Origin of the sequence: Hahella sp. KA22 (genome assembly GCF_004135205.1) — a bacterium.
Taxonomy (GTDB): Bacteria; Pseudomonadota; Gammaproteobacteria; order Pseudomonadales; family Oleiphilaceae; genus Hahella.
The window spans coordinates 3,248,123-3,273,850 of sequence record NZ_CP035490.1; the positions used below are offsets into that span (position 1 = coordinate 3,248,123).

Here is a 25,728-nt window from a genome sequence, read left to right on the forward strand (position 1 = left end):
CCCATCCAGCCCGGGTGTCCGTACCTGCTGTTGTCTGACTCCATTCAGTCGACGCGTCCGAGCGTTCGTGCTCCACAAAGAAAAAGACGCAACGTTCCATGCTGCGTCTTCCGTGTCAGATGCTTCCCTTGATGCCTATTTCCGTCGGCTTTGGTCGTCCTTGTTGCTTCCTTGCTTCATGTCCTTATGTGTCAGCGCATCCTCTTGGTGCCTATATTAGGGTGGGGAGGGGTAGGAAAATAGACGCGATGTCTGCATTGCGTGTGAGATATTTCCTACATTATTCGGCGTATGAGATTCTGCGCTCCTGTACGTAGCTGGGAGTAAAGCTGAAAAGCACGCCGGTGCCGCCCTCCGGCATGCGCTGAATAGACAGCTCTCCGTGCAGGTTACGGGTGCGCTCGCGCATGATGGCGAGACCATAGTGGTTGAGTTTTTCCGGGTCCTCGGGAATGCCGACGCCATTGTCCGTGATGGCCAAAGTGACTTTTTTCATTGGATCTGAATGCAGTGACACCATCACCAGATTGCCTTGAGAATGACGGACAGCGTTCTGTAGCGCCTCCCGCGTTATTTGCAGCAAATGAATTTCTTCATTAGGGGAGAAGGGAATATCTTCCACTCGGTAATCCAGCACGATTTTGACATTCGCGCTTTGCTCGGTCAGTTGCTCGACGGTATGCAAAATGGCTGCATGCAGACCTTTCTCGGAAATGCTCAGACGGAATGTAGTGAGCAGCTCCCGTAACTGCCGATAGGCGGAGGTGATGCCTTCCTTGAGTTCTGCGGTAATGCCGTCGATCTGTTCGTCTTCCACCTGTTTGGATTGCAAGGCGCGAGTCAAACGGGCGACCTGTATCTTCAGGTAGGAGAGGCTCTGCGCCAGCGAGTCATGCAGTTCCCGCGCAATCACGTTACGTTCGTTCATCAGAGATACCCGACGTTCCTGGTCGCCCTGGTTTTTCAAACTAAGCGCGACGGCGACTTGATCAGAGAAAGATTGCAATAACTGATGCTGCCAACTTTCCAGGAATTGGCTGTTACGCAGTGTGCACACTATCACGCCGTACTGAACGCCTTCCTTGATAAGAGGATAACGCACCTGCACCTCATCATTGTCCCGGCATACCTGGGCTTTCTCCACCATGCACTTTTCGCACTCCTGGCGCTGGCAGGTCGAAGGCAGCTCCGTCATGTAATCGTTGCGGATGTGCTCATAGGGAATCACCGCTTCGGGGGTTTTCAGGCAAAGTTCGACGCCGCCGACGGCGGTAATGCTGGTGAGTTCTTCCAGCCAGGCCTGAAAATCAATGTTCTCATGGGTTTTCTCACTGACTTCCCGCGCCAGATGGTAGAGAAAGTTCAAGGAGTCGTTACTGCGTTTCAGCGCCTGGGTTTTGTTTTTGACCCGCGTCTCCAGAGACTCATACATCTCCGACAGCGCATCGCTCATCTGGTTGAATGTCTCCGCCAGCAGGCCCAGTTCGTCGTCATTTTTCACTTCCAGGCGATCACTGAAATCACCGCGGGCGATTTTGCGAGCGTTTTGCGTCAGGCTGCGCAAAGGCAGTTCGACATGATGATGGAGAATGAGCAGGGAGAAGCTGACCAGGGCGAAGGTGAGAAAGAGGGCGCTGATTTGGATCAGGCGCAGGTTTTCAATGCGATCCTCTGCGCGGATCTGATAGAGCTGCACCAGGTTGTCTATCTCATCGACAAACTTGTCGATCTTTTCGCCCAATTGGTCCGCAACGCGCCGGTCTGGATTGCGGGCGTAAGTGGCGATAAAACCGCTGACATCTTTCTCCCAGCTCTCCCGAACCTGCAGAAACTGATGATGCAGTTCTGAAGAGTTGTCTTTCATGGCTTCCGCCACCAGCACAGGGTTTTCGATGCGTTCAGCGAACTGGCGGGTCAGCGCCGCCACGAAATCCGGAGACGGCGCATTCAGTGACAGCAGTCTCGCCTGCATGCGATAGCTCTGCATACGCAGTGAACCGGCGATATTCACCGCCTCCGCGTCTTTTTCGGCAGACTCAGAGATAAAGAAAGACGCCAGCATGGTGATCATCGCCAGCGACACCATGGCGATCATTAAAGCGCCCATTCGGAAGATCAGTGATTTCTGGAATCGCGCAATCATCGTTTCGAACTCCTTTCAGGGGGGAGTACTACCAAAGAACCGAGACCTGTCGTTAGCTCAATCAAACTATGCTTCCAATGTATAACTTATTGAAAAATATGAATAACGCTTTTCCCGCCCGTACCCCATAAGAGGTATGCGCCAGGGGATACTGACGCGTCCCCAAAAAACCGCTTTGATTTGCATCAATTATAGTACCCCAGGCTCTCCTAGAATGAATTTGAAATTAAAAAACGACCTGTCTCCAACGCTGTGCTCCATGCTTCGAAGCAGGTTCTGATGAGGAGTCCGACATGAGCCATTTTCTGGATAGACTGCAGTTTTTCAAACGCAAAGGAGAGACTTTCGCGGATGGACACGGCGCCACCACCAAGGATGATCGTAGCTGGGAGGACGGTTACCGCCGTCGTTGGCAGCATGACAAAATCGTGCGCTCTACGCATGGGGTGAATTGCACCGGCTCCTGTAGCTGGAAGATCTACGTCAAAGACGGTCTGGTGACCTGGGAAACCCAGCAGACCGACTATCCTCGCACACGTCCGGACCTCCCCAATCACGAACCTAGAGGTTGCCCCCGCGGCGCCAGTTATTCCTGGTACATCTACAGCGCTAACCGGCTCAAGTATCCCAAGGTCAGACAAAGCCTGATCAAGCTGTGGCGCGAAGCGAAGCAAAGGCACGACGATCCGGTCGACGCCTGGGAGAGCATTGTTGAAGACCCCGCCAAAGCGAAGTCTTATAAGCAACGTCGTGGTTTGGGCGGATTCGTGCGCAGTTCATGGAATGAAGTTAACGAGATTATCGCCGCCGCTAACGTCTATACGGCGAAGCGTTATGGGCCAGACCGTATCTCTGGGTTTTCTCCGATTCCCGCCATGTCCATGGTGTCCTACGCCGCCGGCTCCCGCTATCTGTCTCTGATTGGCGGCAACTGCCTGAGCTTCTACGACTGGTATTGCGACTTGCCGCCAGCGTCTCCGCAGATCTGGGGTGAGCAGACTGACGTGCCGGAAGCGGCGGACTGGTACAACTCTAATTACATCATCGCCTGGGGCTCCAATGTGCCGCAGACCCGTACTCCGGACGCTCACTTCCTGACAGAAGTGCGTTACAAAGGAACCAAGACCTGCGTCATCACCTCGGACTATTCCGAGTGCTCCAAATTCGGCGATACCTGGCTGGCGCCCAAGCAGGGCACCGACTCCGCGCTGGCCATGGCGTTTGGCCATGTGATTCTGAAAGACTTTCACGTGGATAACCCCAGTGACTACTTCACTGATTACGTGCGCCGCTACACCGACATGCCCATGCTGGTCATGCTGGAAGAGCACGAAGGCCGTTACATTCAAGGCCGTTTCCTGCGCGCCTCGGACCTGTCCGGCAATCTGGGACAGGACAACAACCCGGAATGGAAAACCATCGCGGTTAATGAGGCTACCGGCGAGCTGATTTCACCCACCGGTTCTGTGGGATATCGCTGGGGTGAACAGGGCAAATGGAACATCCAGCAACTGGATGGTAAGTCCGGCGCGGAAGTGAAGCTGGCGCTCAGCCTGAAAACCCTGTGTGATGAAATCGCGCCTGTCGCATTCCCATACTTTGGCGGACAGGAACATGAATATGACTATTTCCAGCACACGGACCACGATGAACTTCTGATCCGCAAAGTGCCGGTGAAGCACGTGCAACTGGCGGACGGCTCTACGGTAAAAGTGGCCTGTGTGTTTGACCTGACCGTGGCTAACTATGGCGTCGACAACGGCTACGACGATCCCGCCTGCGCCAAGGATTACTCCGACGACATTCCCTATACGCCAGCCTGGCAGGAAAAAATCACCGGCGTGCCCCAGGCGGACGTTATCCGCGTAGCGCGTGAGTTCGCCCGCAATGCGGATAAAACCCATGGTCGCTCCATGGTCATCGTCGGCGCCGCGTTGAACCACTGGTATCACATGGATATGAACTACCGCGGCCTGATCAACATGCTGATGCTGTGCGGATGCGTCGGCCAAAGCGGCGGCGGTTGGGCGCACTATGTGGGACAGGAAAAACTGCGCCCTCAGTGCGGCTGGCTGCCTCTGGCGTTTGGATTGGACTGGCAGCGCCCACCCCGGCAGATGAATGGCACTTCTTTCTTCTATAACCATGCCGATCAATGGCGTTATGAAAAACTGCAGATGACGGAAGTGGTGTCGCCCCTGGCGGATAAAGGTAAATGGAGCGCCTCCATTATTGATTACAACACCCGCGCCGAGCGCATGGGCTGGCTGCCGTCTGCGCCGCAACTGGGTATGAACCCGCTTTTGCTGACCAAGGAAGCGGCGATGGAGGGGATGGACCCGAAAGATTACGCCGTCAAACTGCTAAAAGAGGGGCAGCTGAAATTCGCCTGTGAGGACCCGGATAACCCTCAGAACTATCCCCGCAATATGTTTATCTGGCGCAGCAACCTGCTGGGCTCCTCTGGCAAAGGCCATGAATACATGCTGCGGCACCTGTTGGGAACCAAGCATGGCCTGCTTGGCAAAGACCTGGGTGAAATGGGCGAAACCAAGCCGGATGACGTGACTTGGCGCGACGAAGCGCCGGAAGGCAAGGTGGATCTGTTGGTGACGCTCGACTTCCGCATGTCCACCACCTGTCTGTATTCCGACATTGTGCTGCCCACAGCGACCTGGTACGAAAAGGACGATCTGAATACGTCAGACATGCACCCTTTCATTCATCCTCTGTCCAAGGCAGTGGACCCGGTATGGGAGGCGCGCAGCGACTGGGACATCTTTAAAGGCATCGCCAAGCAATTCTCCGTTGCGGCGCAAGGCCACCTGGGCGTGGAAAAAGACTTGGTGACTGTGCCGATTCTGCATGACACCCCGGCGGAAATCGCCCAGCCGTTTGGCGTCGAGCATTGGTGGAAAGGCGAGTGCGATCTGATTCCCGGCAAAACCGCACCCAACATGGTCGTGGTGGAGCGGGACTACCCCAACACCTACAACCGTTTCACCTCAGTCGGTCCTCTGCTGGACAAACTGGGCAACGGCGGCAAAGGCATCAACTGGGATACCAAAGAGGAAGTGGCGTTCCTCGCCAAACTGAACCTGACTCACGACGAAGACAGCCCACGCGGCGGTCGTCCCAGAATCGAGAGCGCCATCGACGCGGCGGAAGTGATTCTGTCTCTGGCGCCGGAAACCAACGGTCATGTGGCGGTGAAAGCCTGGGAAGCTCTGGGGCGCGCCACAGGCCTTGATCATACCCATCTGGCGCGGCCGAAAGAGGAAGAAAAGATCCGCTTCCGCGACATCGTGGCGCAACCCCGCAAGATCATTTCCTCGCCCACCTGGTCTGGCCTGGAGGATGAGCATGTGAGCTACAACGCGGGCTACACCAATGTGCACGAGATGATTCCCTGGCGCACCATCACCGGTCGTCAGCAGTTCTATCAGGACCATGAGTGGATGCGAGACTTCGGCGAAACCATGTGCGTCTACAAGCCGCCGATTAACCTGAAAACCACCTCGCCGGTGATGAACAGCAAGCCCAACGGCAACAAGGAGATCCTGCTCAACTGGATCACGCCGCACCAGAAATGGGGCATTCACAGCACCTACTCGGACAACCTGCTGATGCTGACCTTGTCACGGGGCGGCCCCATCGTGTGGATGAGTGAAACCGACGCCAAGAAAGCCGGCCTGGAAGACAACGACTGGATCGAGGTGTTCAACGTCAATGGCTCCATCGCCGCACGGGCGGTGGTGTCACAGCGGGTGCCGGAAGGCATGGCGATGATGTATCACGCTCAGGAGCGGATCATCAACACGCCCGGAGCGGAAATGACCCAGACCCGGGGCGGCATTCACAACTCGGTGACCCGAGCGGTCATGAAGCCGACTCACATGATCGGCGGCTACGCGCAGCAGTCATACGGCTTTAACTACTACGGCACCGTAGGCTGTAACCGCGACGAATTCGTCATCGTACGCAAAATGAACAATGTTGACTGGCTAGATACAGAGTGATTGGAGACAGATTATGAAAGTACGCGCTCAAATCGGAATGGTCCTGAATCTGGACAAATGTATCGGCTGTCATACCTGTTCCATCACCTGTAAGAACGTGTGGACGTCGCGGGAAGGGGTGGAATACGCCTGGTTTAACAACGTGGAGAGTAAGCCCGGCGTGGGCTATCCCAAAGAATGGGAGAATCAGGACAAGTGGAAAGGCGGCTGGAAACGCGGCGCTGATGGAACCCTGAAGCCGCGCATCGGCGGTCGTCATCGGGTGTTGGCGAATATCTTCGGCAACCCTGACCTGCCGACCATTGATGAATATTACGAACCCTTCGATTACGACTATCAATACCTGCACACTGCGCCGGACCGCAAGCATCAGCCTACTGCGCGTCCACGCTCGCTGATTGACGGCCGTCGCATGGAGAAAATCGAGTGGGGACCCAACTGGGAGGAAATCCTGGGCACGGAGTTCGCCAAGCGCCGCAAAGACAAAAACTTTGATCAGGTGCAGGCGGACATGTACGGCGAGTTTGAGAAAACTTTCCTGATGTATCTGCCTCGCCTGTGCGAACACTGTTTGAACCCCGCCTGTGTGGCTTCCTGTCCCAGCGGCGCCATCTACAAGCGGGAAGAGGACGGCATTGTATTGATCGATCAGGACAAGTGTCGCGGCTGGAGAATGTGCGTCTCCGCCTGTCCCTACAAAAAGATCTATTACAACTGGAAGAGCGGTAAGTCCGAGAAATGCATCTTCTGCTATCCGCGTATTGAGAGTGGGCAGCCGACAGTCTGTTCGGAAACCTGTGTAGGCCGCATTCGTTACCTGGGCGTGCTGTTATACGACGCGGATCGTATCAAAGACGCGGCCTCCGCCGCCTCGGATCAGGATCTGTATCAGGCGCAATGCGATATTTTCCTCGACCCGCATGATCCCAAAGTGCAGGAAGCGGCGCGGGCGGAAGGCATTCCCCAGGCCTGGCTGGAAGCGGCCATGCAGTCGCCAGTCTACAAGATGGCGATTGACTGGAAGGTGGCGCTGCCGCTGCACCCGGAATATCGCACCTTACCCATGGTCTGGTATGTGCCGCCGCTTAGCCCGATCCAAAACGCGGTGGAGCAGGGTCATGTGGGTATGAATGGAGAGATTCCTGACCTGAAAAGCCTGCGCATCCCCCTGCGCTATCTGGCCAACATGCTGACGGCGGGAGATGAAGCGCCAGTAGTGCGGGCGCTGGAGCGCATGATCGCCATGCGCGCCTACATGCGCGCCAGGCATGTGGATAAGGTCGAGGACCTGAAAGTCCTGGAGCAGGTGGGGCTGACCAAATCCCTGGTGGAAGACATGTATCGCATCATGGCCCTGGCCAATTACGAAGACCGCTTTGTGATTCCCACCACCCACCGGGAATACGCGGAGAATGCCTACGACCTCAAGAGCAGCTGCGGCTTCAGCTTCGGCAATGGCTGCTCCGACGGCGACAACCCTGTGAACCTGTTTGGCGGTAAACAGGCGGCGGTGCGTCAGGTCATACCGGTGCGGCAGGAGGATTAATCATGGTCATTTTGAAGTTGATATCCCGGTTGTTGGATTACCCCACCGAGGAGTTGTACGCGAGTTCGGCGCTTGTCAGAGGCTTGGTTAAGGATGACCAGCTTCTGACAACCTTAACCCGGCGTCGTCTGGAAAATTTTGTCGACGATTTCTTCCGTCGCGACTTATTGGATTTGCAGAGTGAATACGACGGCCTGTTCGAACGCGGCCGGGCGGTATCCCTGCACCTGTTTGAGCATGTGCATGGCGAATCCCGTGACCGCGGGCAGGCCATGGTCAACCTGCTGCAACAATATCGTGAGGCGGGGTTGGAAATCAGTGTGCGCGAATTGCCGGATTATCTGCCGGTCTACCTTGAGTTCGCCGCGACGCAGGGCGAACAGGCGCGAGGATGGCTGCAGGACGTGGCGCATATTCTCGCCCTGCTGGCGGCGCGTCTGGAAGAGCGCGACAGTCCCTATGCCCAGCTGGTTCATGCGCTGATCGAGCTTGCCGAGGTGGATGTGAATCTGGCGTCGCTGCGCGAGCAGATCAAAGGGGAAGAACGCGACGACACCCCTGAAGCCCTGGACAAAATCTGGGAAGAAGAAGCGGTGACGTTCACGCAGGACAGCGCCATGAATAGTTGCGGCGACGCGCGTTATCGTCCTGCGGCGAGTCAGCGCAAAGACGATGTTATGCCGGTGCAGTTACTGGACCCTGCGGCGATGGCCGAGCGCCAGTCCAATCTGGGTTGAGGAGAAATATCATGAACTATATCAATACGCTTCTGTTTTCCGTTTATCCCTACATCGCGCTGGCGGTATTTTTCGTAGGCAGTTTGATTCGCTATGACAGGGATCAGTACACCTGGAAAACCAGCTCCAGCCAGATATTTGAAAGCCGCCAGTTGCGCATAGGCAGTATTCTGTTCCATATCGGCGTCATCGCTATCCTGGCGGGGCATTTTGTCGGTCTGCTCACTCCCAAAGCGGTGTGGCATGTACTGGGTATTTCCGCCAGCTTTAAGCAGGCCATGGCGATGGGCATCGGCGGGCTGTTCGGGATTATCTGCTTCGCCGGACTGGCTATTCTGATCAAGCGTCGCCTGACTAATCCGCGAGTGCGCGCCAATTCCAGCAAAATGGATATTGCGATTCTGTTGCTGCTTTTCGCGCAACTGATTCTGGGTCTGCTCAGTATCTTCGTCTCCGCTGGCCATATGGACGGAGCCGAAATGCTCAAGCTGATGAGCTGGGCGCAATCTCTGGTGACGTTTAATGCCGCGGATGCCGCGGCGGCGGTAAGTAGCGTCCATGTGATCTATAAACTACACATCTTCCTGGGCATGACCCTGTTCCTGCTGTTTCCGTTCAGCCGACTGGTGCATGTGTGGAGCGTGCCGGTGCGCTACTTTACCCGCCACTATCAAGTTGTTCGGGCGAGATAGAGGCCCTTTCCGCAACGCCCGCCCCGAACCTTCTTGAACTGCAGAGGGTGAGGGGCGACATGCAAGAAGCACAGTGAGGAAGACCATGAGTACAGACATCAGCGTAAACGGCGTTGCAATCTCTGAAGCAGCGATGTTGCAGGAAATGCAGTATTTTCCCTCGGAAAGCCAGGAGGATGCTCTGAACCAGGCGGCGCGCGCCTTGATCGTCAGCGAGCTGTTGCGCCAGCGCGCGCAGGCGCTGGCGATGGAAACAGAGGGGTTGTCACAGGATGAGGTCATTGATCGACTGTTGCAACGAGAAGCCCCTGTGCGCGAACCGACAACTGAGGAGTGCGAGCGCTTCTATCGCGGCCACCCGGAACAGTTCAGCTCATCTCCTCTGGTAGAGGCCAAACATATCCTGCTGGCGGCGGCCCCTGACGACGTCAAGGAGCGCTCGCTAAAACTGGAGCAGGCCAAGGCGCTGATCGAGAGGCTGCAATCGAATCCAGATCAGTTCGCTTCTCTGGCGCAAAAATTTTCCGCTTGCCCTTCCAAAGAGCAGGGCGGCTCTCTGGGGCAGTTGTCGCGGGGACAAACCGTCGCCGAGTTTGAGGCGGCGGTGTTTCGTCATGATCATGGTTTGATCGCCAGTCCTGTAGAGAGCCGATATGGCGTTCATGTGGTCTGGGTGGAGCGCAACATTCCTGGCGACCTTTTGCCGTTCTCTTATGTTGAAGAAAAATTGCGCAGTTATTTACATGAGCTGGCTGAACGCCGGGCGGTTGTGGATTATTTGCACAGGCTGGTGGAGGCGGCGGAAATTCACGGCTACCGCTTTGCGCAGGATGGATCTCCATTGCTGCAGTGATATTTTTCATTTATAACAAAGGGTTATGCCTCGCCATGCCGGGTGGGGCGGACCCTGGTGAAGCGGGGCTCGTCACAATAAATTATCCGTAAGCAATTAAACGCTCGTTTAGCGATTAAATTAAGGTATAATTGCGACCCCGTGGCCAGGTACGTTTGGCTTTTCGGGTTCTCTTCCAATATCGAGGCGACAGGAACACAGCCCTCGACAGAGCAGAAAAGCAAACGCTTCTCGCCAGGGGCGGACTCACTTATCTTTGACCTTTCGCCCAAATCCTCCATAATCGGCGGCGGTTTTATCGCTTGTCACCAGATTTTGATTTTCTTGCAAAGGCGCGATTGTAATGACTGTAAAAAAGGCGGATGTGCTGCTAGTCGGCGGCGGTGTTATGAGCACGACCCTTGGGACGATGCTGATGCAGTTGGACCCATCCTTAAATATCGTCATGGTGGAAAGACTCGATCATGTCGCACACGAAAGCACATACGGCTGGAATAATGCAGGCACAGGCCACGCTGGATATTGTGAGCTGAACTACACCCCGGAAAGCGGCGACGGCGACATCGAAATCACCCGGGCGCTCGCCATCAACGCTTCTTTCGAAGTTTCGCTGCAGTTCTGGAGTTATCTGGTGGAGCGCGGCGGACTGCCCAGTCCAAATGAATTCATCAACACCTGTCCGCACGAAAGCTTTGTCTGGGGCGAGTCGGACATCGCGTTTTTGCGCAAGCGTCATCAATTATTGAGCGCACATCATCTGTTCAAAGACATGGAGTTCAGCGACGATCCCCGCACGCTGCAGGATTGGATGCCGCTGGTCATGGAGCATCGCGATCCCATGCAGAAAGTGGCGGCGACTCGCGTTCGCTACGGCTCTGATGTGGACTTCGGCTCTCTGACCCGCAATATGGTGGAGCATCTGCAAAAGAACGCCAACTTTGAGTTGCTGTTGAGCCATCCAGTCAAGAGCTTGAAACAGAATTCCGACGGACGCTGGACTGTGCAGTTGTCCGACAGCCGCAATGGCGGAAGCAAAACCATTGATACTGGATTCGTATTCCTGGGCGCCGGCGGCGGCGCGCTGCCGTTGCTGCAGAAATCCGGCATCCCGGAAGGCGACGGCTACGGCGGATTCCCGGTCAGCGGTCAGTGGCTGGTGTGCAAAAAGCCGGACATCGTCAAACGTCATTACGCCAAGGTGTACGGTAAAGCAGCCATCGGCGCGCCGCCCATGTCGGTCCCGCATCTGGACACCCGTATCATCAACGGCGAGCCTGCGTTACTGTTTGGGCCTTACGCCGGTTTCACCACCAAATTCCTGAAAACAGGCTCTTCCTTCGACCTGTTCGGTTCCATTCGCGCCAACAATTTTGGCCCGATCATGTCCGTGGGCATCAATAACATGGACCTGACCCGTTACCTGATTAAAGAGGCGATGCAATCGCATTCAGATCGCGTGAAGTCGTTGCTGAACTACTTCCCCGAGGCGAAAGAAGACGATTGGACGCTGGCGGAAGCCGGACAGCGCGTGCAGATCATCAAACGTGACGCCCAAGGCCGCGGCAAACTGGAATTCGGCACCGAGCTGGTGGCTTCCAAAGACGGCTCGCTGGCGGCGCTGCTGGGCGCTTCGCCAGGCGCTTCCGTAGCGGTTAAGGCGATGGTTGACGTCATCGAGCGTTGCTTCAAGGACCGCTTGAGCAGTCCAGAGTGGAGCGCCAAGCTGAAGGAGATGATTCCTTCCTATGGCGAGTCGCTGGTGGACAATGCAGAGTTGCTGCATAGCGTGCGCTCCAGAACGTTGTCTGTGCTGGGGTTGGATAAGAAACGTATGTAATGGCTGTTGTGCGGTAAGCAAACAGCGCCGCTGCAACAGCTCAAAGATGAAAGGGTCGCCGCTGCGGCCCTTTTTTATGCCTGCAATACGCCCATAAAAAAGCCGCCCAGAGGCGGCTTAAATCTTAAATAGTTGTGCAAGTAAAGAAGCGTTATTGATTTACGCTTGCCTGGGACTGCGCAGCGAGGTTTTTCAGATAGGCCGCATTCTCAGGCTTGTCGTTTTCTTCTGCATAGGTCAACGCGGTGTCGCCGAGACCGTCCACCAATAAAGGATCGGCGCCTGCCTTGATCAGCAGCTCCAGCATGGCTGTATCAGCATGTTGGGCGGCGTGCATCAACGGGCTGCGCAAGGTGCGGGTGATGTTATACCGGCAATCGTACTGCACCTCAGGCCCGGACTTATAGCGATGATTGACCTCCGCGCCTGCGTCCAGCAGGGTTTGCGCAGACTTGGGCAAATTGAACTGAATGGCGTAATACAGCGCCGTTTTGCCGAAGCCGTTCTGATAGTTGACGTCCGCTCCTTTGTTGAGCAGTAAGCGCATATTGTCGGGATTATGCACGGCGAAGAATAAAGGCGGCTCGTCGCCCTGATTGACGTCCTCGACAGAGTCCAGCAGCGCTTTGACGATCTCTGTCGGCAGCCCCAATCCTAAAGCGGCGTTTAATGCTTGCAGGCGGGCGTTTTGGTCGGCGTCGATGATAAGTTCACGTACTGTGTCCAACGTGGGCGTTTCTTCGTTGAACATCAGCGTCGCCAGCGGCGCGACGGTGTGATCCTGGCTGCTGGGATAGGCTCCCGCCGCTCGTTGCAGGAATAAGTCCACGCCAGCCTGTGCGGCGGCGTGCGCTTTGGCGTCGTCCATATTGAAGCGGCTGGCGTAATGAGCGGCCAGATCGGTCTCCGCCTGTTGCATCACCTGCAGGTATTCGTGGTAGTAGGGCAGGTTGTAGATGCTTTCCAGGGACCAGTAGCGGAGATAGTCCAGCGTCGCTGCGCGATAGCGCGCTCTGTCACCTGGTGCGATGCGGGCCAGATTCACTTCCGGCGCGAAACCCGCCTCCAGCAGTTCAAAGTGATAGTAGCGCCATTGGGCGTGAATAATTGTGCCGGTGCAGAGCTGAGACCCGTGTTCACTGCGGAAAGCCGCGCTCAATGTCTTCAAAGACTGCAGAAATGGTTGTTCAGCCAGACTCTCCGGACACCGGTAATCCACATCCAGCGGGCTGCCGCCGCCAGATCCCAGATCCGGACCTTCAGAAAACACGCGCGCTGGCTGCGCCCGCATTTCCTCGCAGGTCAGCTTGCCATCCCCGTAAGGCCCCAGGGTAAGCGTGAAAGGCAGTTTTTTGCCCGAGTGAGTCCAATATCCCTTGATTTCGCTGGGAATCACCGCCCCGGCGTTGTAGCTGTGGCCTGCGATGACGGTAGTGGTGAAGCTGCCGTCAAAGTTCTCTTCATCCTTACCCTTGGGGGCGCTGCTTTCCAGGTGAATATTCGAGCCTTGAATGCCCCCATGCAGTTCGATGGCTGTCTTGTAGCGGTCGTAAAAGTAGCCGCCTTTTATGGAGCCGTTTTCTTCAATCGACAGCGTCATGGTGATCGGGTACTGATCGATGACGCCGTAGTATCTACTCTCAGCCGCCAATGTCGATGAAGCGACGCCTGCAAAAAATAGCGCAGGCGGAACCATACGGGCGAGCCGCGTCAGGGAGTTCAGCTTGCGGCCGGGCCGCACGCGTAAGAGGTGGTTTGGGGATATTTTGTTCACAACTACTGTCCTGGTGTTGTAACCGACTGCGGATATTGCCGCTTCAGACGGCGCTCCAGTTTTTCCGCAATATATAAAAATGTGGGACCCGGATCATAAACCCTAAATGGGCTTTTATGCAGTAAATTTTCGTAATTTCATTAAGTTAGTGGTTATTTACGGCATAAGGTGAAGCGTATTTTTAATCAGCCCAAAGCGTCAAGAGGGAAGATTGCGGATGGTAAGAGTGAGGATGAAGGGAGGGGGAATGAAAAAAGGGAGCGTATGAAACGCTCCCCCGTTGCCTGTTCATCAGAGCCAATACGTATTAGGGCATGACGAATTCGAAAGAGCCCAAATCACAGTTCTCAACGCCATCGCCATTCCCGTCTTTGGGACGCACGACCCGGCGCTGGTCGGTTCTGGCGCAGAGGCCCATGCCAGCGTCAATCGCCGGACTGGTTTCACGCAGACGGTGAGTCTTGGTCAGACCGGTGTTGTCCATCAAAGGGTAGAGCACTTGAGTGAATACGTCCTCGCTGGCCACTTCCATATCCGCCTTACAGTTGCCCGCACCGACACCGGTCATCAGGCCTTTGTTGCGGTAGGATACGCCGTAATCCGCGCAATCAGCGAAGCCGCTGTTGTCGAGCAGGTGATTGCCAACCATCAGGCTGTTGCGCACGTTGACGTCGCCGTAGTTATAGAAGCCATGGCCGGTATTGTCCGCCAGAGTGACGTGTACGACTTTCATCGTGGCGACGCCTTGCAGTGTCGGGTTGGTGACGCCATTCACCAGCGCTGCGCCATTTTCGCCCAGTGCGATGTTGCCGCTCAATGTGCTGTTGCTCAACCACAGGTCGGCGGCGTCATCGTTCAGGAACGCGGAACCGGTGGAATCGGCGACGTTGTTGGCGAAAGTGGTGCGGGAAATATCCGCTACGCCGCGGTTGTAGATCGCGCCGCCCGCGCCGGTCAGGCTTTCGTTCTCAGAAGAATTGTTTTCAAAAGTGGTTTCACGCACAAACAGGGAGCCGGTGTTGTAGATAGCGCCGCCGTGGGCTTCGTCGCCTTGCGCGCGGTTGTCGTCAAGGATGGACTGATAGATATCCAGCATGCCTTCGTTGGAGATGCCGCCGCCATTGCCGGGGTTCAGATCGCCTTTGGTGACGTTGCCGGTGATGCGCATTTGACGCAGCATCAGCTCGCCGTAGTTTTCGATGCCGCCGCCGTAGTCACGCACGTTGCCATTACGGATGGTGAAGCCGCGCAGCTCTACTTTAACTTCTTTCAATACTTCGATGACGCGATCCAGTCCGTCCGCATCGATGATGCTGATGTCGATGCCCTGACCCTCGATAACCAGGTCGTCCAGGATGTCGAGGTCGCCATTCAGGTTTTCGTCTTCTTCATCCATGGTGCTGTCGGCCGGGATGGATAATTTGTAGACGCCTGCGTCCAGGATGATTTTATCGGGGCCGGCGTTTTCGTTCGCTTGTTGAATGGCTTCGCGCAGAGAGCAGTCGCTGTCGCATACGCCGTCGTAGCCGTCAGTGAACTTGGTGACTTGGAAGCTGGTTGCGCCTGCTGGAGCAGCAACGATGAGAGCGCCGAGGGTGAGTGAAGAGGTTAGCCGGGAGTAGCTTTTCGCTAATTTGTTATTCATGTCATTCCTTCCTTAGTTTTGATGTTGGCGCGGTTAGATACCCCTTTAACCACGCGGGCGTAAATATACTGGTTTAAAAAACAAAAGAGTAGGTAAAATGACTTAGGACAAACCGCTATATAAATCCTCTAGTTAGCGTTTTTTAACGGAAACTTGATCTGGATGCGCTTTTTTGTTTTTGATGCATACTTATTTCATTCTCATGAAATGTTTTCTAAATGGCGGAGCAAACGAAAATGCCGAAGGCGTTGCTGTTATTGATCGCTCTCGCCGCTCTTCTGAGCGGTAGAATGTCGGCCGCCGTGGACCTTATCGAACTCAAGGCCGCCGCAGATCCCTGGCCTCCTTTTATTGACCCCGAACATCCCCAGGGCGGCGTTTCGGTGGAAATCGCCAACGCTGCTTTCGCCACTCAGGGGTATAAGGTAAAGCAGCTTATCGTTCCTTGGGCGCGGGCGGTGGAAGGTACCCGTCGAGGAACCTTTGATTTGGTTCTCGACGCTTGGTGGAGTCAGGAGCGCGCGGCCTTATTCGCCTACAGCGCTCCCTATCTGACCAATGAAGTTAAGTTCATCAAACTCAAGGGCGACCTGTTTGAGTTCAATGGACTGCAGAGCCTGCGCGGCAGAGTCATCGGCGTGGTGCGGGGATATGCCTATAACGACGCTTTCATGGAGGCGGACTATTTTACCCGCATAGAAGTCACTCAATTTATGCAAAGCGTTTTGATGTTGTCGCAGCGGCGTATCAACCTGACCCTGGAAGATGAGCTGGTGGCCCGTTATCGCATAAAACGGGAAGAGCCTGCGCTATTGCCGATGCTGGAATTCGTAGAGCCGCCGCTGAGCGCCAATAAACTGTACGTTATCAGCGGCCTGGAAAATCCCCGTCACCAGCAATACATCGACGCCTTCAATCGGGGCCTGGCCATTATCAAGGAGAATGGCGAGTTTGAGCGGATTCTGAAAGAAAACGGTTTGGTGAATGGCGACCGCGTTCAAGAAGGTCCCTGACAGGAAAACAGAATCAGCACCAGTATCAGGATCAGCGCCCAGAATCCTGACAGCATCTGCCAGAACATGACCGGACTGCGGTCCTCCATCTCCAGGGGGTTATCCTGAAGGAATGCTGGATTAGGGTTTTTCAGATCTTGCAACAACGCGTCCAGGGTCTGATAGCGCTGATCCAGATCGAACGCCACGCCTTTTTGCAGCGCCCGGTCGAACCAGAGCGGAATCACCGGATTGAACTGCATTGCGGAGCGATAGCGCAGGCGGTCGTAATCAAAACGAGATCGACATTCGTTAATTTGGTCGCCGTAGGGCAGTTCGCCCGTAAACATTTCGTAGGCGATGGTCGCCAGGGCGTACAGATCTCCACGCGCGCCGGTATTTTGTCCCAGCAGGTACAGTGGGTCTGAATAGGAGGCGGTGCCCAGTGCGGCGACATGCTCCAAGGGACGGAAAACCTCGGCGACGCCAGCCACGTAGACGGAGCCGAAGTCGATGATAGTCGCCCGATTATCGGGGCTGACGATGATATTGGCGGGTTTTAGATCCTGATGAATCGTGTCCTGGCTGTGCAGCGCGGTCAATCCGTTGGCGATCTGCTCGATCAGCGCAAAGGCGGCTTTGGGTTTGGGAAAGGGGTGGCCTTTGATCCACTGCTGCAGCGTGACTCCCTCCACGTGCTCCATCAAATAGTAAAGACAGGTTCGCGGTTGCGGCTGCTCAATGATGCGCACCACATGCGGATTGTCGATGCGCTTGCCGATCCACTCTTCCTGAATGAAGCGGTCGATATAGCTGACGTCTCCCAGATAATTTCGCGACGGCGTTTTCATTACCCAGCGCTCGCCACTGTCCTGATCTTTCACCAAGTAGAGCTGGCTGCGTGAGGAAGCGAAAATTTCTTCTTCGACGACAAGTCCATCCAGTGTCATGCCGGGCTCCAATTCTGGAGGAAAGGGCAGTCGGGTTAACTGGTTGCTGTAATCCTCCAGCGTGGTTTCCGGCAAATCGTCCACCGCCAACACAATAGCGCTGAGGTTATCGTTACTGCCCGCCTGTAGAGACTGTTGCAGCAATTCATCCACCGCTTCCTGCGCGGTGGGCGCATGATCGACGATGTCCTTGATCCGATCATCATCGAGAAAATCATGCACGCCGTCGGAAGTCAGGATCAGAATATCGCCGATTTCCAGCGGGGTTTTGCCGTAATCAATGGGCAGGTTGTTATCCATGCCCACCGCCCGGGCGAGCATCTTTCTTCCGCCGCCCAGACTGACGATATGGTCCCGGGTCAGGCGGGTCAGTTCGCTATGACGCAGCAGATAGATGCGGCTGTCGCCAACGTGAAAGATATGCGCGGTGCGGGACTTGATAATCAAGGCGGAAAAGGTACAGAGATAGCCCTTGGCCTCATGCACGAATTCCTGGCTTTTGCGATACAGCCTGAGGTTGAGGGAGGAGAGTATCTTCTGGCCTGCGTGGCTTACAGCCCAGGTGTCCGGTGTCTTCAGATAGTCGGCGATAAACAGGTCCACTGCGGTGGCGCTGGCTTCCTTGCCGGCTTCCGCGGAGCTGACTCCATCCGCCAGCGCGGCGACGACGCCTTTACTGAGCAGGCGACGTTCCTCAGAGGGGGCGCACACCCCCACCGCGTCTTCATTCAGGGCTTTGGCGCCGGGGGCGGTGATAGAGCCGTGGTGAACGATCAGAGGCATGTTTGGCTCATGTTGGTTCAGCTCACATCGATCATATGCACGGTGCCGTCAGGCATGACTTCCGCAATCTGTCCGCTGGGCTCGTCCAGGAACCAGCAGGCGACGAACACCACTGCTGCAGAGGCGGCGATCACCTGAAAGAAGGTGCTGTAATCGACGAATGACAATACGGTCAGATAGGCTACACCGCCCACGTTACCGTAAGCGCCGGCCATACCTGCGATTTGGCCGGTCATGCGACGTTTCACCAAGGGTACGATGGCGAATACCGCGCCTTCGCCCGCCTGTACGAAGAAAGAGCAGCACATGGTGGCGGCTACCGCGAGAGGCAACCACCAGCCGCCGTCGATCATGCTGAGCACGAAGTAGCCGCCGGCAAGACCGCCGATCAGCAGCATCAGGCTTTTGCGACGGCCGATTTTATCGCTGAAGTGTCCCCCGGTGGGACGCGCCACCAGGTTCATGAAGGCGAATCCGGAGGCCAGCAGACCTGCTTTAACCGGGTCCAGACCATCGAAAGTCTCCAGGAAGAACAGCGGCAGCATGGACACCACCGCGAGTTCTGAACCAAAGGTTACGAAGTAAGCCAGATCCAGCAGCGCCACTTGTTTGAACTTATAGCGCTCATATTCCGGCGCGCCGTGGGTCAGGTTTTCCTTGTTGACCTTCCAGATCTGGCTGGTCTGGAACAGGAACAGTATCACCAGGGCTATCCACAGAATGTACATGGTGTTGTCGGTGAGCAGGGCGACGCCGGTGGGAGACAGCTTCCAGGCCAGCACCGCCAGCGCCAGATACATGGGCACGTTCATCACCAGATAGAAGATAAAGTCGCCTTTGCTGGTGACCTCCAGGCCGCCGGATTTTTTCGGTTTGAAGTAGGTTGAACCTTTAGGCGTGTTGCGGGCCACTTTGTAGTAAATGATGCCGTAGAGAAAAGTGAAGACGCCGGTCAGGCCCAGCGCATAGCGCCAGCCGTCATCGCCGCCGAACAGCAGGGCCAGGGTGGGTAGCGTCATGGCGCCGGCGGCGGAACCAAAGTTGCCCCAGCCGCCGTAGATGCCTTCGGCGATGCCGACCTGCTTGGCCGGAAACCACTCGCCCACCATGCGAATGCCGATTACGAAGCCTGCGCCGACGAAGCCAAGCAGGAACCGGAACAAGGCCAGAGACTCATAGGTGTCCGCCATGGCGAAACCGGCGCAGACAAATGAAGAGGACATCAGCAAGCCGCTATAAACCAATCGTGGACCGTATTTGTCGACCAGAATGCCGATCAGAATCCGCGCAGGAATCGTCAATGCGACGTTTAGAATCAGCAGGGCTTTAACCTGTTGGCTGCTAAGATCCAGCGCTTCCTTAATGAACACCATCAAAGGCGCATGGCTGAACCACACTACAAAGGTCAGAAAGAACGCAAACCACGTGACATGGAGCGTCTTTATCTTGCCGTCGCTGAAGTTGAATAAATTGAGTTTGCTGTCGGTACTCATACATCTCCCCTTCGCATAGGGTTGGAAAAGACATGGGAAAGCAGTGGCTTTCGTTAGGGACCATGGATGACTGCAATATTTCACCTGTCCGATCTAATCGAATTGATCAGTATCAAATTGCTTTAGTGGCTGATTCGCTCGCGAACAGGGGCTCTACCTCGAAAGAGGTAGCGGCTGCGGACCCATTGATTGCGGTGTTGAGGGCGGGTTCAGAGAAGTATTACCTACAAGTGGGTAGATAAACGTCAGTGTGCAGAGAAGCGTGGCTTATTTGGGTAAGAAGGGACTTCTTGATGTGTTTAACCAGTATTCTTGCAACAGAGGCCGATAAAACTCGGCGCATACTGCTGCATGGGGAAAAACACCAATGCTCTATACCGAAAAACTGGGACAACGCGCGCTCGTCGCGGCGACATTGGCGTTCGCCGCCAACTTTTCGGTGTGGACGCTGTATGCGGTGCTGGGGTTGCGCATTCGAGAGCAGCTTGACCTCAGCATTATCCAGTTCGGATTGTTGCTGGCGGCGCCGATGTTCAGCGGCGCGCTGCTGCGCTTTCCCGCAGGCGTGTTAAGCGAGGTGATGTCCTGTCGTAAGTTGTTTGTCTGGCAGATGGCGTTGCTGCCGCCAGTGCTGTTTATATTGCCGTGGATCAGTAGCTATCGAGGATATCTGCTGGCGGGATTGTGGTTGGGCGTCTCCGGCGTGTCTTTTACGATCGGCATACGCTATGTCACCGCCTGGTTTGAAAGTCGCAGCCAGGGCTTCGCCATGGGAGTATTCGGCGCAGGCAACGCCGGCGCAGCGGTGACGCTGGCGCTGGCTCCGGTCATCGAACGGGTATGGAGCGCCGAGTTTATCGGGCCAGCCTATGGTGTGGGGATGCTGGTCATCCTGGTGCTGTTCTGGGCGCTGGCGCCTGAGGACACTCGCTATATGCAAACCCGGCGGCGGGTGGATCTGGCGTATCATCTGCAGCCGCTGAAAGAGCCTCAGGTGTGGCGTTTCAGCCTGTATTACTACTTCGTATTCGGCAGCTTCCTGGCGTTGTTGATGTGGTTGCCGCACTACTACGTCAATGCATATGGGCTGTCGTTACAGAACGCCATGCTGTTGACGCTGCTGTTCGTCACCACCTCCAGCATGGTGCGGGCGCTGGGAGGCTGGTTCGCAGACCGGTATGGGGGCAGGGCGGTGAACTGGAGCGTGTTCTGGATATGCCTGGTGTGCCTGTTCTTTCTGAGTTATCCCCCCACCAGCATGACCATTCATGGGGTTGATCGGGATGTGCAGCTGGAAATTCGCGTCAACGTGTGGGTATTTACTCTACTGATGCTGATTATCGGCGTGGCGCAGGGCTTCGGCCGTGCTTCCGTCTACAAAATCATCCACGACTACTTCCCAGACCATATGGGCAGCGTCGGCGGAACCGTCGCCACACTCGGCGCCGCAGGCGGTTTTACCTTACCCATCGCCTTCGCCCTGGCGGTGGAAGCGCTAGGCGTCCACTCCGCGAGTTTCATGGTTCTCTACGGCGTACTGGCCGCCTGCATGGTGGCCATGTACGCAGCCATCCGCAATGAACGCAGCCGACGCCGGGTGCGGGAGGCAAGAGAGCATAACTTTCTGTTGGATGATTGAGGGGGATTTAAACCCTGCATTTGCGGTATTCTTGGAGGGCTAAGTAAACGCTTGGGTCGTTAGTCCTGCTCGGGCTGTCTGGTTACAGGGAGGTCGCAACTGGGTTTATTAATCAGGCAGACAAATAGCTTCCTTCTATTTGTCTGCAACGACAGGGCCTGCACAGGTCAGGCCCTGTCTCCCGCGGCTAGCCGCCGCGCAGGCGCATCCATGCGCCTAGTTATTAACATGTCAATATCATTGCCATATTAATAATAGAATTTGGGATGCCAAACCCAGGCGAGTTTGAATAGCCTTTTGTAGACAGTCGAGATGAAGAAAAAAGTCCCAATTACAATCATACTTATATTTGTTTTAAGCTTGCTTCCATGTATCAGCAGAACCTGGAAGTTGGCGTCGGACGTCTATTCGTAATGATATTATATTTCTTCTTTTTTTAGCTTCACTGATGATCTTTAGTCTTGTGTTAATTTATATTATTTTTAAAATATTAGAAATACTCTGGAAAATTAAAAATGTTCGAATATCACGGTTGGGTTACTGTTTGGGAAGGCGCTTGCGAGATTGAAGACGATTTAGCTCTTCGCGAAAAAAACTGCCGTGAAATTAAGCTGTTAGTTGAAAATCATAAAGATGATATGTCAAGGGTTGAACTCTTTTATCAAAATGGTTCGCCCTATGTAAGGTTTGACGGTGATAGAAACCACTATCAAGCATGGGTGCTCGAATTGTTTATACGCATTGGCGAAATTGCCAAAGGCTCGCATGGGCTTTTGTATGTCAGAGATCAAGAAAATCCAGATTACGGCAACGAGTTTCAAGTGTGGCGAATGGCGAAAGGCAAGGTTACTAAAATGAAGGATACCCTCTTGTCTCCATGTGATCCTACTATTGAAACGTATGGGGAGTAGCCTTTTAATAGGATGCTGTGCGGATAGTTGAGGTGTATACAATGGAGGGTGTATGAGTTTCCTTGAGGAGTCATGGGAAGAAAGGGAGGAGATTTTGTATAAGGAGATATTTGGGAATATTGGACCAGGGATATACCCGTTGTCTGTAGAGATATTTAATGGGCTGAACGCTAATAGTGTTGATCCACGATGGCTCTCTCATGGAGTTTTTAAGTGTCCGCCAGCACGAGATAGAGATACGTGGGCTTATGTTACCTCGGGAATGTCTAACCCTTGGGAGACAGATAAACGAGAAGAATACTCAGGGCTTGGCGTAGAGTTTCTAATGGAAACGGAAAATGAAGAGCAATGGGCAGTTGAAGTTCTCCAAACACTAATGGGCTACAACCTAATGCTTGCAGCTGGTCAAATGGGGAATTTTCCGCCGTTGTCCTACGGAGATCGAGTGCCGTTGGTTTTGTCTGAATCAGTTAGAACAATGATGCTTATCCAACCTGCGCACTTTCCCAGCCGCTTTTCCATAAAATCGGGTAGTGTCGATTTGATACAGGTTGTCGGTATCACTTCGTCAGAATTGCAGGCCGCTAAGCAGTCATCATCCGAAGAAATCAAAGAAAAGTTAGTTGGCAATCTGGGACGCTTGATTACCTGCAAGGAGCGAGACAGTGTCGCGTAAATCATCTGGCAAGCGATTGGTCCTCTGCAGTGCGCCAACTTTGCAGCAGAGTTTGGCGTAAGCTGACGCCCATTAACTCCGAAACTCTGCGCCACAACCACTCACAAACGCACATTTTTCAAAGTTTCACACTTCATGTCCGCCCTCCGACGCCCGACAAACAGGGCGTTTTCCAGGTTTTTTAGCGTTTAACCGGCGACATTAGTCGTACTCTTCGCCAAAAAATGGAGAGTTTTATCGGGTTGACGCCTGCATAGCATCAACTAGCTTCATTTTGCGTCTGTCAGCGTAATTGCAATAAACACGTATATACAGCAAAATTCACGACCTGCCTAAAGCCTGTTTTCGTCCTTCGATCAGCGACTTGAATTCGGTGTCATTTTCATGGGGAACCCGGACTCGGCGCGCAGGTTGGCTCTGTGTATAAATCTAATGCAGAAATTATAAAACTCAGGTGTTTAACTGGACTATTCATTCAATCTTTCGAGACTCCAATATAAAAATAAAAGAGGGTTGAGATGTTGGATTTCCTGACTCAATTGATATGGGGCAAGGTGCTTGTCGCCGTCCTCATCGCGCTGGGATTATTGCTCACCATTACCTCGCGCTTCGTACAGTTCCGCTATTTCGGTCGGATGTTTCGTCTCGTCCGCCGTTCGATGAAAGAATCTCCGGATCAGATCAACTCATTTCAGGCGTTATCCCTGACCCTCGCCGGTCGAGTGGGGGCGGGCAATATCGCTGGCGTCGCGATTGCTATCGCGTTGGGCGGGCCGGGCGCCGTGTTGTGGATGTGGTTGATTGGCTTGATCGGCATGGGGCTAAGCTTTTTTGAATGTTCTCTGGCGCAGCTGTTCAAGCGCAGAGATTCTGATGGCAGCTTCCGCGGCGGTCCCGCCTATTACATTCATCGTGGTCTGGGCCTCAAATGGCTCGCGGTTCTTTTTTCCGTATTGTTGCTAGTGACGTTCGGTTTTGCCTTTAACGCTTTGCAGGCCCATACCGTTGCGTCCACGCTTAAACATACCTTTGGCATCGCCACGCCGATTACCGGTTCTGTGCTGGTGGTGTTTATCGGGCTGATTATTTTTGGCGGGGTGCGTCGCATCGCCGAGGTGGCGGAAGTCATCGTGCCTATTATGGTGCTGGCGTATTTTGGCATTGGACTCTATGTCATCGGCATGAATTATCATGCAGCGCCGGCGACCTTCCTGTTGATCTTCAAGAGCGCGTTTGCGCTGGAGCCTGCATTTTCCGGATTGATCGGCACCGCCATCATGATGGGTGTGAAGCAGGGTATGTTCTCCAATGAGGCGGGTTTGGGCAGCGCGCCTAACGTTTCCGCGGCGGCTAAAGTAGGGCACCCGGCGGACCAGGGTATTGTGCAGGCGTTCAGCGTGTTTATGGATACCATGGTGCTGTGCACCTGCACCGCGATGATCATTCTGATGTCCAATTCTCTGGATCTGGGCGGCGTTTTGAATGGCGTTGAGTTGACCCAATTGGCGCTTGCCAAGCAGATGGGAGAGCTGGGACGTGGATTGATCAGTCTGGCGCTGATGTTGTTCGCCTTCACCTCCATTATTTATAACTACTATCTGGGAGAAAACAGCCTCAGATATCTGAACTCCTCTAATGAGAAAGCTGTCGCTATATACCGTATGTTCACGCTCGGATTGGTGATGTGGGGCGCCCTGCAGAACCTAGCGGCGGTGTTTGCGTTCGCCGACATCACTATGGGCCTGCTGGCGCTGGTGAATCTGGTGGCGTTGTTTATGCTGTTGAAAGTCGGGTTACGCCTGCTGCGTGACTATGACGAGCAGATTCAATCCGGGGTGAAGAGTCCGGTATTCGATCCAGACAAGTTCGCTGACCTGGATATTGATCATTCCGCCTGGACGCCCTCCACGCGAGACGAGAGCGAAGAGCAGAATGAAGAGCTTTCTGTGTCGCCAAGAGTAGGCGCTCCGGTTATTCCCAGCTAAAATTAGCGGTTATATCAATATATTAAGAACCGTTTTGATCGTCTCGCCGGCGTCATGTTGAGATTCATGACGCGGGTGGGCGACGAACGGGAACCGCTAGGAATAACATGACCGAGGACTTCTGCAGCAATCTGAAGTTGCTGTGCAGCCACTATAAATCCACCGCCGAAGTCTGTCGGCGCATGGAAATCCACCGCGCCCAATTCAATAAATACCTGAACGGAACCAGCCAGCCCTCGCGCTTCGTTTTACGTAAAATCTGCGACTTCTTTGGCGTGGAGCCCCATGATCTGGCTCTGCCGCATGATCGCTTCATGCAATTGGCTCAATCCCGCGTTACCAATGAAAGGCGCGTGAGTCCGTCGGAAAAGCCTTATGCGGAGAAACTGGAGCGTTTACAGAAGCAGTCGGAAGGGCGGCTGGATAAGTATCTGGGCTACTACTACGAATACCACTTTTCCATGACCTTTCCGGATCAGATTATTCGCAGCCTGCTGCAGATTGATATGAGCGGGAGCGATTATTACTTCCGTCGCCTGGAGCGCATGCGTCCGCCCAACAAGGAGGAGAAATACAAGTCCCGCTATGAAGGGACGGCCATGTTTCTCTCCGAGCGCATCTTTCTGGTGGGATACGAAACCCTGACCCACAACGAGATTGCACAGACGATTCTATACCCAACCTATAAGAGCAGGGTGAGTTACTTGTCTGGCCTGAAGCTGGGAGTTTCCGCCAGCGACAGGCGCGAGCCGGTGTGCGTGAAGGTCGTGTTGGAATACCTGGGGCGCTCCATTGGCAAACGGGAGGCCTTGCAGAAATGCGGTTTATTCAATCCGGCGACAGACGCTGTGGCGCGGCATATCAAAGAAAAAATCGCTGACGCCACTGGGTATCGCGGCGCCAGTTTGTTGGCGACGCCGTTGTAGTCGATGTTGTCGCGGCGAGGGCGGTTAGAGGACTACCAATAAATAGGTACCACCAATGCCCTTGCGGTGCGGCGAAGGCATTTGACGAGGGTCAAGGGATCGTTGACGGCAAGCCTCCTACAATGAG

General features: G+C 54.6%; 17 protein-coding genes. 12 read left to right on the plus strand and 5 right to left on the minus strand.

All coding sequences use genetic code 11. The annotated features are described in order from the left end of the window. Nucleotides 1–280: 280 nt before the first annotated feature. A complete protein-coding gene (locus EUZ85_RS14540; RefSeq protein ID WP_127969969.1) occupies nucleotides 281–2,143 on the minus strand; it encodes a HAMP domain-containing protein in 1,863 nt (620 codons plus the stop codon). A 293-nt stretch (nucleotides 2,144–2,436) separates the two neighbouring features. On the opposite strand from EUZ85_RS14540, the gene EUZ85_RS14545 reads away from it, so the two are divergent. The 6 genes from EUZ85_RS14545 (at nucleotide 2,437) to mqo (ending at nucleotide 11,827) form a co-directional block, all read left to right on the plus strand. Further along, a complete protein-coding gene (locus EUZ85_RS14545) occupies nucleotides 2,437–6,162 on the plus strand; it encodes a nitrate reductase subunit alpha (RefSeq protein ID WP_127969970.1) in 3,726 nt (1,241 codons plus the stop codon). 13 nt (nucleotides 6,163–6,175) lie between these two features. Next, nucleotides 6,176–7,708, plus strand: coding sequence for a nitrate reductase subunit beta (narH, locus tag EUZ85_RS14550; protein ID WP_127969971.1), 1,533 nt, complete (start codon nucleotides 6,176–6,178; stop codon nucleotides 7,706–7,708). A gap of 2 nt (nucleotides 7,709–7,710) precedes the next feature. Then, nucleotides 7,711–8,445: a nitrate reductase molybdenum cofactor assembly chaperone gene (gene narJ / locus EUZ85_RS14555; protein WP_127969972.1), complete on the plus strand. Its 735-nt coding sequence runs from the start codon at nucleotides 7,711–7,713 to the stop codon at nucleotides 8,443–8,445. Nucleotides 8,446–8,456: 11 nt separating this feature from the next. Then, entirely contained in the window at nucleotides 8,457–9,137 is a 681-nt protein-coding gene (gene narI / locus EUZ85_RS14560) for a respiratory nitrate reductase subunit gamma (RefSeq protein WP_127969973.1), read from the plus strand. Between the two features lie 85 nt (nucleotides 9,138–9,222). After that, complete coding sequence (locus tag EUZ85_RS14565) at nucleotides 9,223–9,990, plus strand: peptidylprolyl isomerase (protein ID WP_127969974.1); 768 nt, start codon at nucleotides 9,223–9,225, stop codon at nucleotides 9,988–9,990. 343 nt (nucleotides 9,991–10,333) lie between these two features. After that, entirely contained in the window at nucleotides 10,334–11,827 is a 1,494-nt protein-coding gene (gene mqo / locus EUZ85_RS14570) for a malate dehydrogenase (quinone) (protein WP_127969975.1), read from the plus strand. A gap of 151 nt (nucleotides 11,828–11,978) precedes the next feature. Here mqo and EUZ85_RS14575 read toward each other — a convergent pair whose 3' ends face one another. Together EUZ85_RS14575 and EUZ85_RS14580 are read right to left on the minus strand one after the other, a co-directional pair. Beyond that, the gene (locus EUZ85_RS14575) at nucleotides 11,979–13,601 is read right to left on the minus strand and encodes an ankyrin repeat domain-containing protein (RefSeq protein WP_127969976.1); all 1,623 of its coding nucleotides are present in this window, start codon (nucleotides 13,599–13,601) and stop codon (nucleotides 11,979–11,981) included. A gap of 307 nt (nucleotides 13,602–13,908) precedes the next feature. Then, on the minus strand, nucleotides 13,909–15,246 hold the full coding sequence (locus tag EUZ85_RS14580; RefSeq protein WP_127969977.1) for a CSLREA domain-containing protein: 1,338 nt from the start codon (nucleotides 15,244–15,246) through the stop codon (nucleotides 13,909–13,911). 218 nt (nucleotides 15,247–15,464) lie between these two features. On the opposite strand from EUZ85_RS14580, the gene EUZ85_RS14585 reads away from it, so the two are divergent. Next, a complete protein-coding gene (locus tag EUZ85_RS14585) occupies nucleotides 15,465–16,259 on the plus strand; it encodes an ABC transporter substrate-binding protein (protein WP_241567036.1) in 795 nt (264 codons plus the stop codon). Here EUZ85_RS14585 and EUZ85_RS14590 read toward each other — a convergent pair. Beyond that, the gene (locus tag EUZ85_RS14590) at nucleotides 16,244–17,971 is read right to left on the minus strand and encodes a bifunctional protein-serine/threonine kinase/phosphatase (protein WP_127969978.1); all 1,728 of its coding nucleotides are present in this window, start codon (nucleotides 17,969–17,971) and stop codon (nucleotides 16,244–16,246) included. The two genes, EUZ85_RS14585 and EUZ85_RS14590, sit on opposite strands and share 16 nt — an antisense overlap. Before the next feature lie 17 nt (nucleotides 17,972–17,988). Then, a complete protein-coding gene (locus tag EUZ85_RS14595; RefSeq protein WP_127969979.1) occupies nucleotides 17,989–19,464 on the minus strand; it encodes a NarK family nitrate/nitrite MFS transporter in 1,476 nt (491 codons plus the stop codon). 367 nt (nucleotides 19,465–19,831) lie between these two features. On the opposite strand from EUZ85_RS14595, the gene EUZ85_RS14600 reads away from it, so the two are divergent. From EUZ85_RS14600 to EUZ85_RS14620, 5 genes are all read left to right on the plus strand, one after another. Beyond that, nucleotides 19,832–21,103: a nitrate/nitrite transporter gene (locus tag EUZ85_RS14600; protein WP_127969980.1), complete on the plus strand. Its 1,272-nt coding sequence runs from the start codon at nucleotides 19,832–19,834 to the stop codon at nucleotides 21,101–21,103. 515 nt (nucleotides 21,104–21,618) lie between these two features. Beyond that, nucleotides 21,619–22,014, plus strand: coding sequence for an Imm7 family immunity protein (locus EUZ85_RS14605; RefSeq protein WP_127969981.1), 396 nt, complete (start codon nucleotides 21,619–21,621; stop codon nucleotides 22,012–22,014). 52 nt (nucleotides 22,015–22,066) lie between these two features. Beyond that, the gene (locus EUZ85_RS14610) at nucleotides 22,067–22,690 is read left to right on the plus strand and encodes a suppressor of fused domain protein (protein WP_127969982.1); all 624 of its coding nucleotides are present in this window, start codon (nucleotides 22,067–22,069) and stop codon (nucleotides 22,688–22,690) included. 518 nt (nucleotides 22,691–23,208) lie between these two features. Further along, entirely contained in the window at nucleotides 23,209–24,675 is a 1,467-nt protein-coding gene (locus EUZ85_RS14615; protein WP_127969983.1) for a sodium:alanine symporter family protein, read from the plus strand. Nucleotides 24,676–24,782: 107 nt separating this feature from the next. Further along, entirely contained in the window at nucleotides 24,783–25,601 is an 819-nt protein-coding gene (locus EUZ85_RS14620) for a helix-turn-helix transcriptional regulator (RefSeq protein WP_127969984.1), read from the plus strand. Nucleotides 25,602–25,728: the final 127 nt, after the last annotated feature.

Excerpts from the sequence above, each read along its gene's own strand:
- EUZ85_RS14620 (WP_127969984.1), top strand. The coding sequence starts at position 24,783 with ATGACCGAGGACTTCTGCAGCAATCTGAAGTTGCTGTGCAGCCACTAT.
- EUZ85_RS14580 (WP_127969977.1), bottom strand. The coding sequence starts at position 15,246 with ATGAATAACAAATTAGCGAAAAGCTACTCCCGGCTAACCTCTTCACTC.
- EUZ85_RS14545 (WP_127969970.1), top strand. The coding sequence starts at position 2,437 with ATGAGCCATTTTCTGGATAGACTGCAGTTTTTCAAACGCAAAGGAGAG.
- EUZ85_RS14615 (WP_127969983.1), top strand. The coding sequence starts at position 23,209 with ATGTTGGATTTCCTGACTCAATTGATATGGGGCAAGGTGCTTGTCGCC.
- EUZ85_RS14605 (WP_127969981.1), top strand. The coding sequence starts at position 21,619 with ATGTTCGAATATCACGGTTGGGTTACTGTTTGGGAAGGCGCTTGCGAG.
- narH (WP_127969971.1), top strand. The coding sequence starts at position 6,176 with ATGAAAGTACGCGCTCAAATCGGAATGGTCCTGAATCTGGACAAATGT.
- EUZ85_RS14585 (WP_241567036.1), top strand. The coding sequence starts at position 15,465 with ATGGCGGAGCAAACGAAAATGCCGAAGGCGTTGCTGTTATTGATCGCT.
- mqo (WP_127969975.1), top strand. The coding sequence starts at position 10,334 with ATGACTGTAAAAAAGGCGGATGTGCTGCTAGTCGGCGGCGGTGTTATG.
- EUZ85_RS14595 (WP_127969979.1), bottom strand. The coding sequence starts at position 19,464 with ATGAGTACCGACAGCAAACTCAATTTATTCAACTTCAGCGACGGCAAG.
- EUZ85_RS14540 (WP_127969969.1), bottom strand. The coding sequence starts at position 2,143 with ATGATTGCGCGATTCCAGAAATCACTGATCTTCCGAATGGGCGCTTTA.
- EUZ85_RS14610 (WP_127969982.1), top strand. The coding sequence starts at position 22,067 with ATGAGTTTCCTTGAGGAGTCATGGGAAGAAAGGGAGGAGATTTTGTAT.
- narI (WP_127969973.1), top strand. The coding sequence starts at position 8,457 with ATGAACTATATCAATACGCTTCTGTTTTCCGTTTATCCCTACATCGCG.
- EUZ85_RS14565 (WP_127969974.1), top strand. The coding sequence starts at position 9,223 with ATGAGTACAGACATCAGCGTAAACGGCGTTGCAATCTCTGAAGCAGCG.
- narJ (WP_127969972.1), top strand. The coding sequence starts at position 7,711 with ATGGTCATTTTGAAGTTGATATCCCGGTTGTTGGATTACCCCACCGAG.
- EUZ85_RS14590 (WP_127969978.1), bottom strand. The coding sequence starts at position 17,971 with ATGCCTCTGATCGTTCACCACGGCTCTATCACCGCCCCCGGCGCCAAA.
- EUZ85_RS14600 (WP_127969980.1), top strand. The coding sequence starts at position 19,832 with ATGCTCTATACCGAAAAACTGGGACAACGCGCGCTCGTCGCGGCGACA.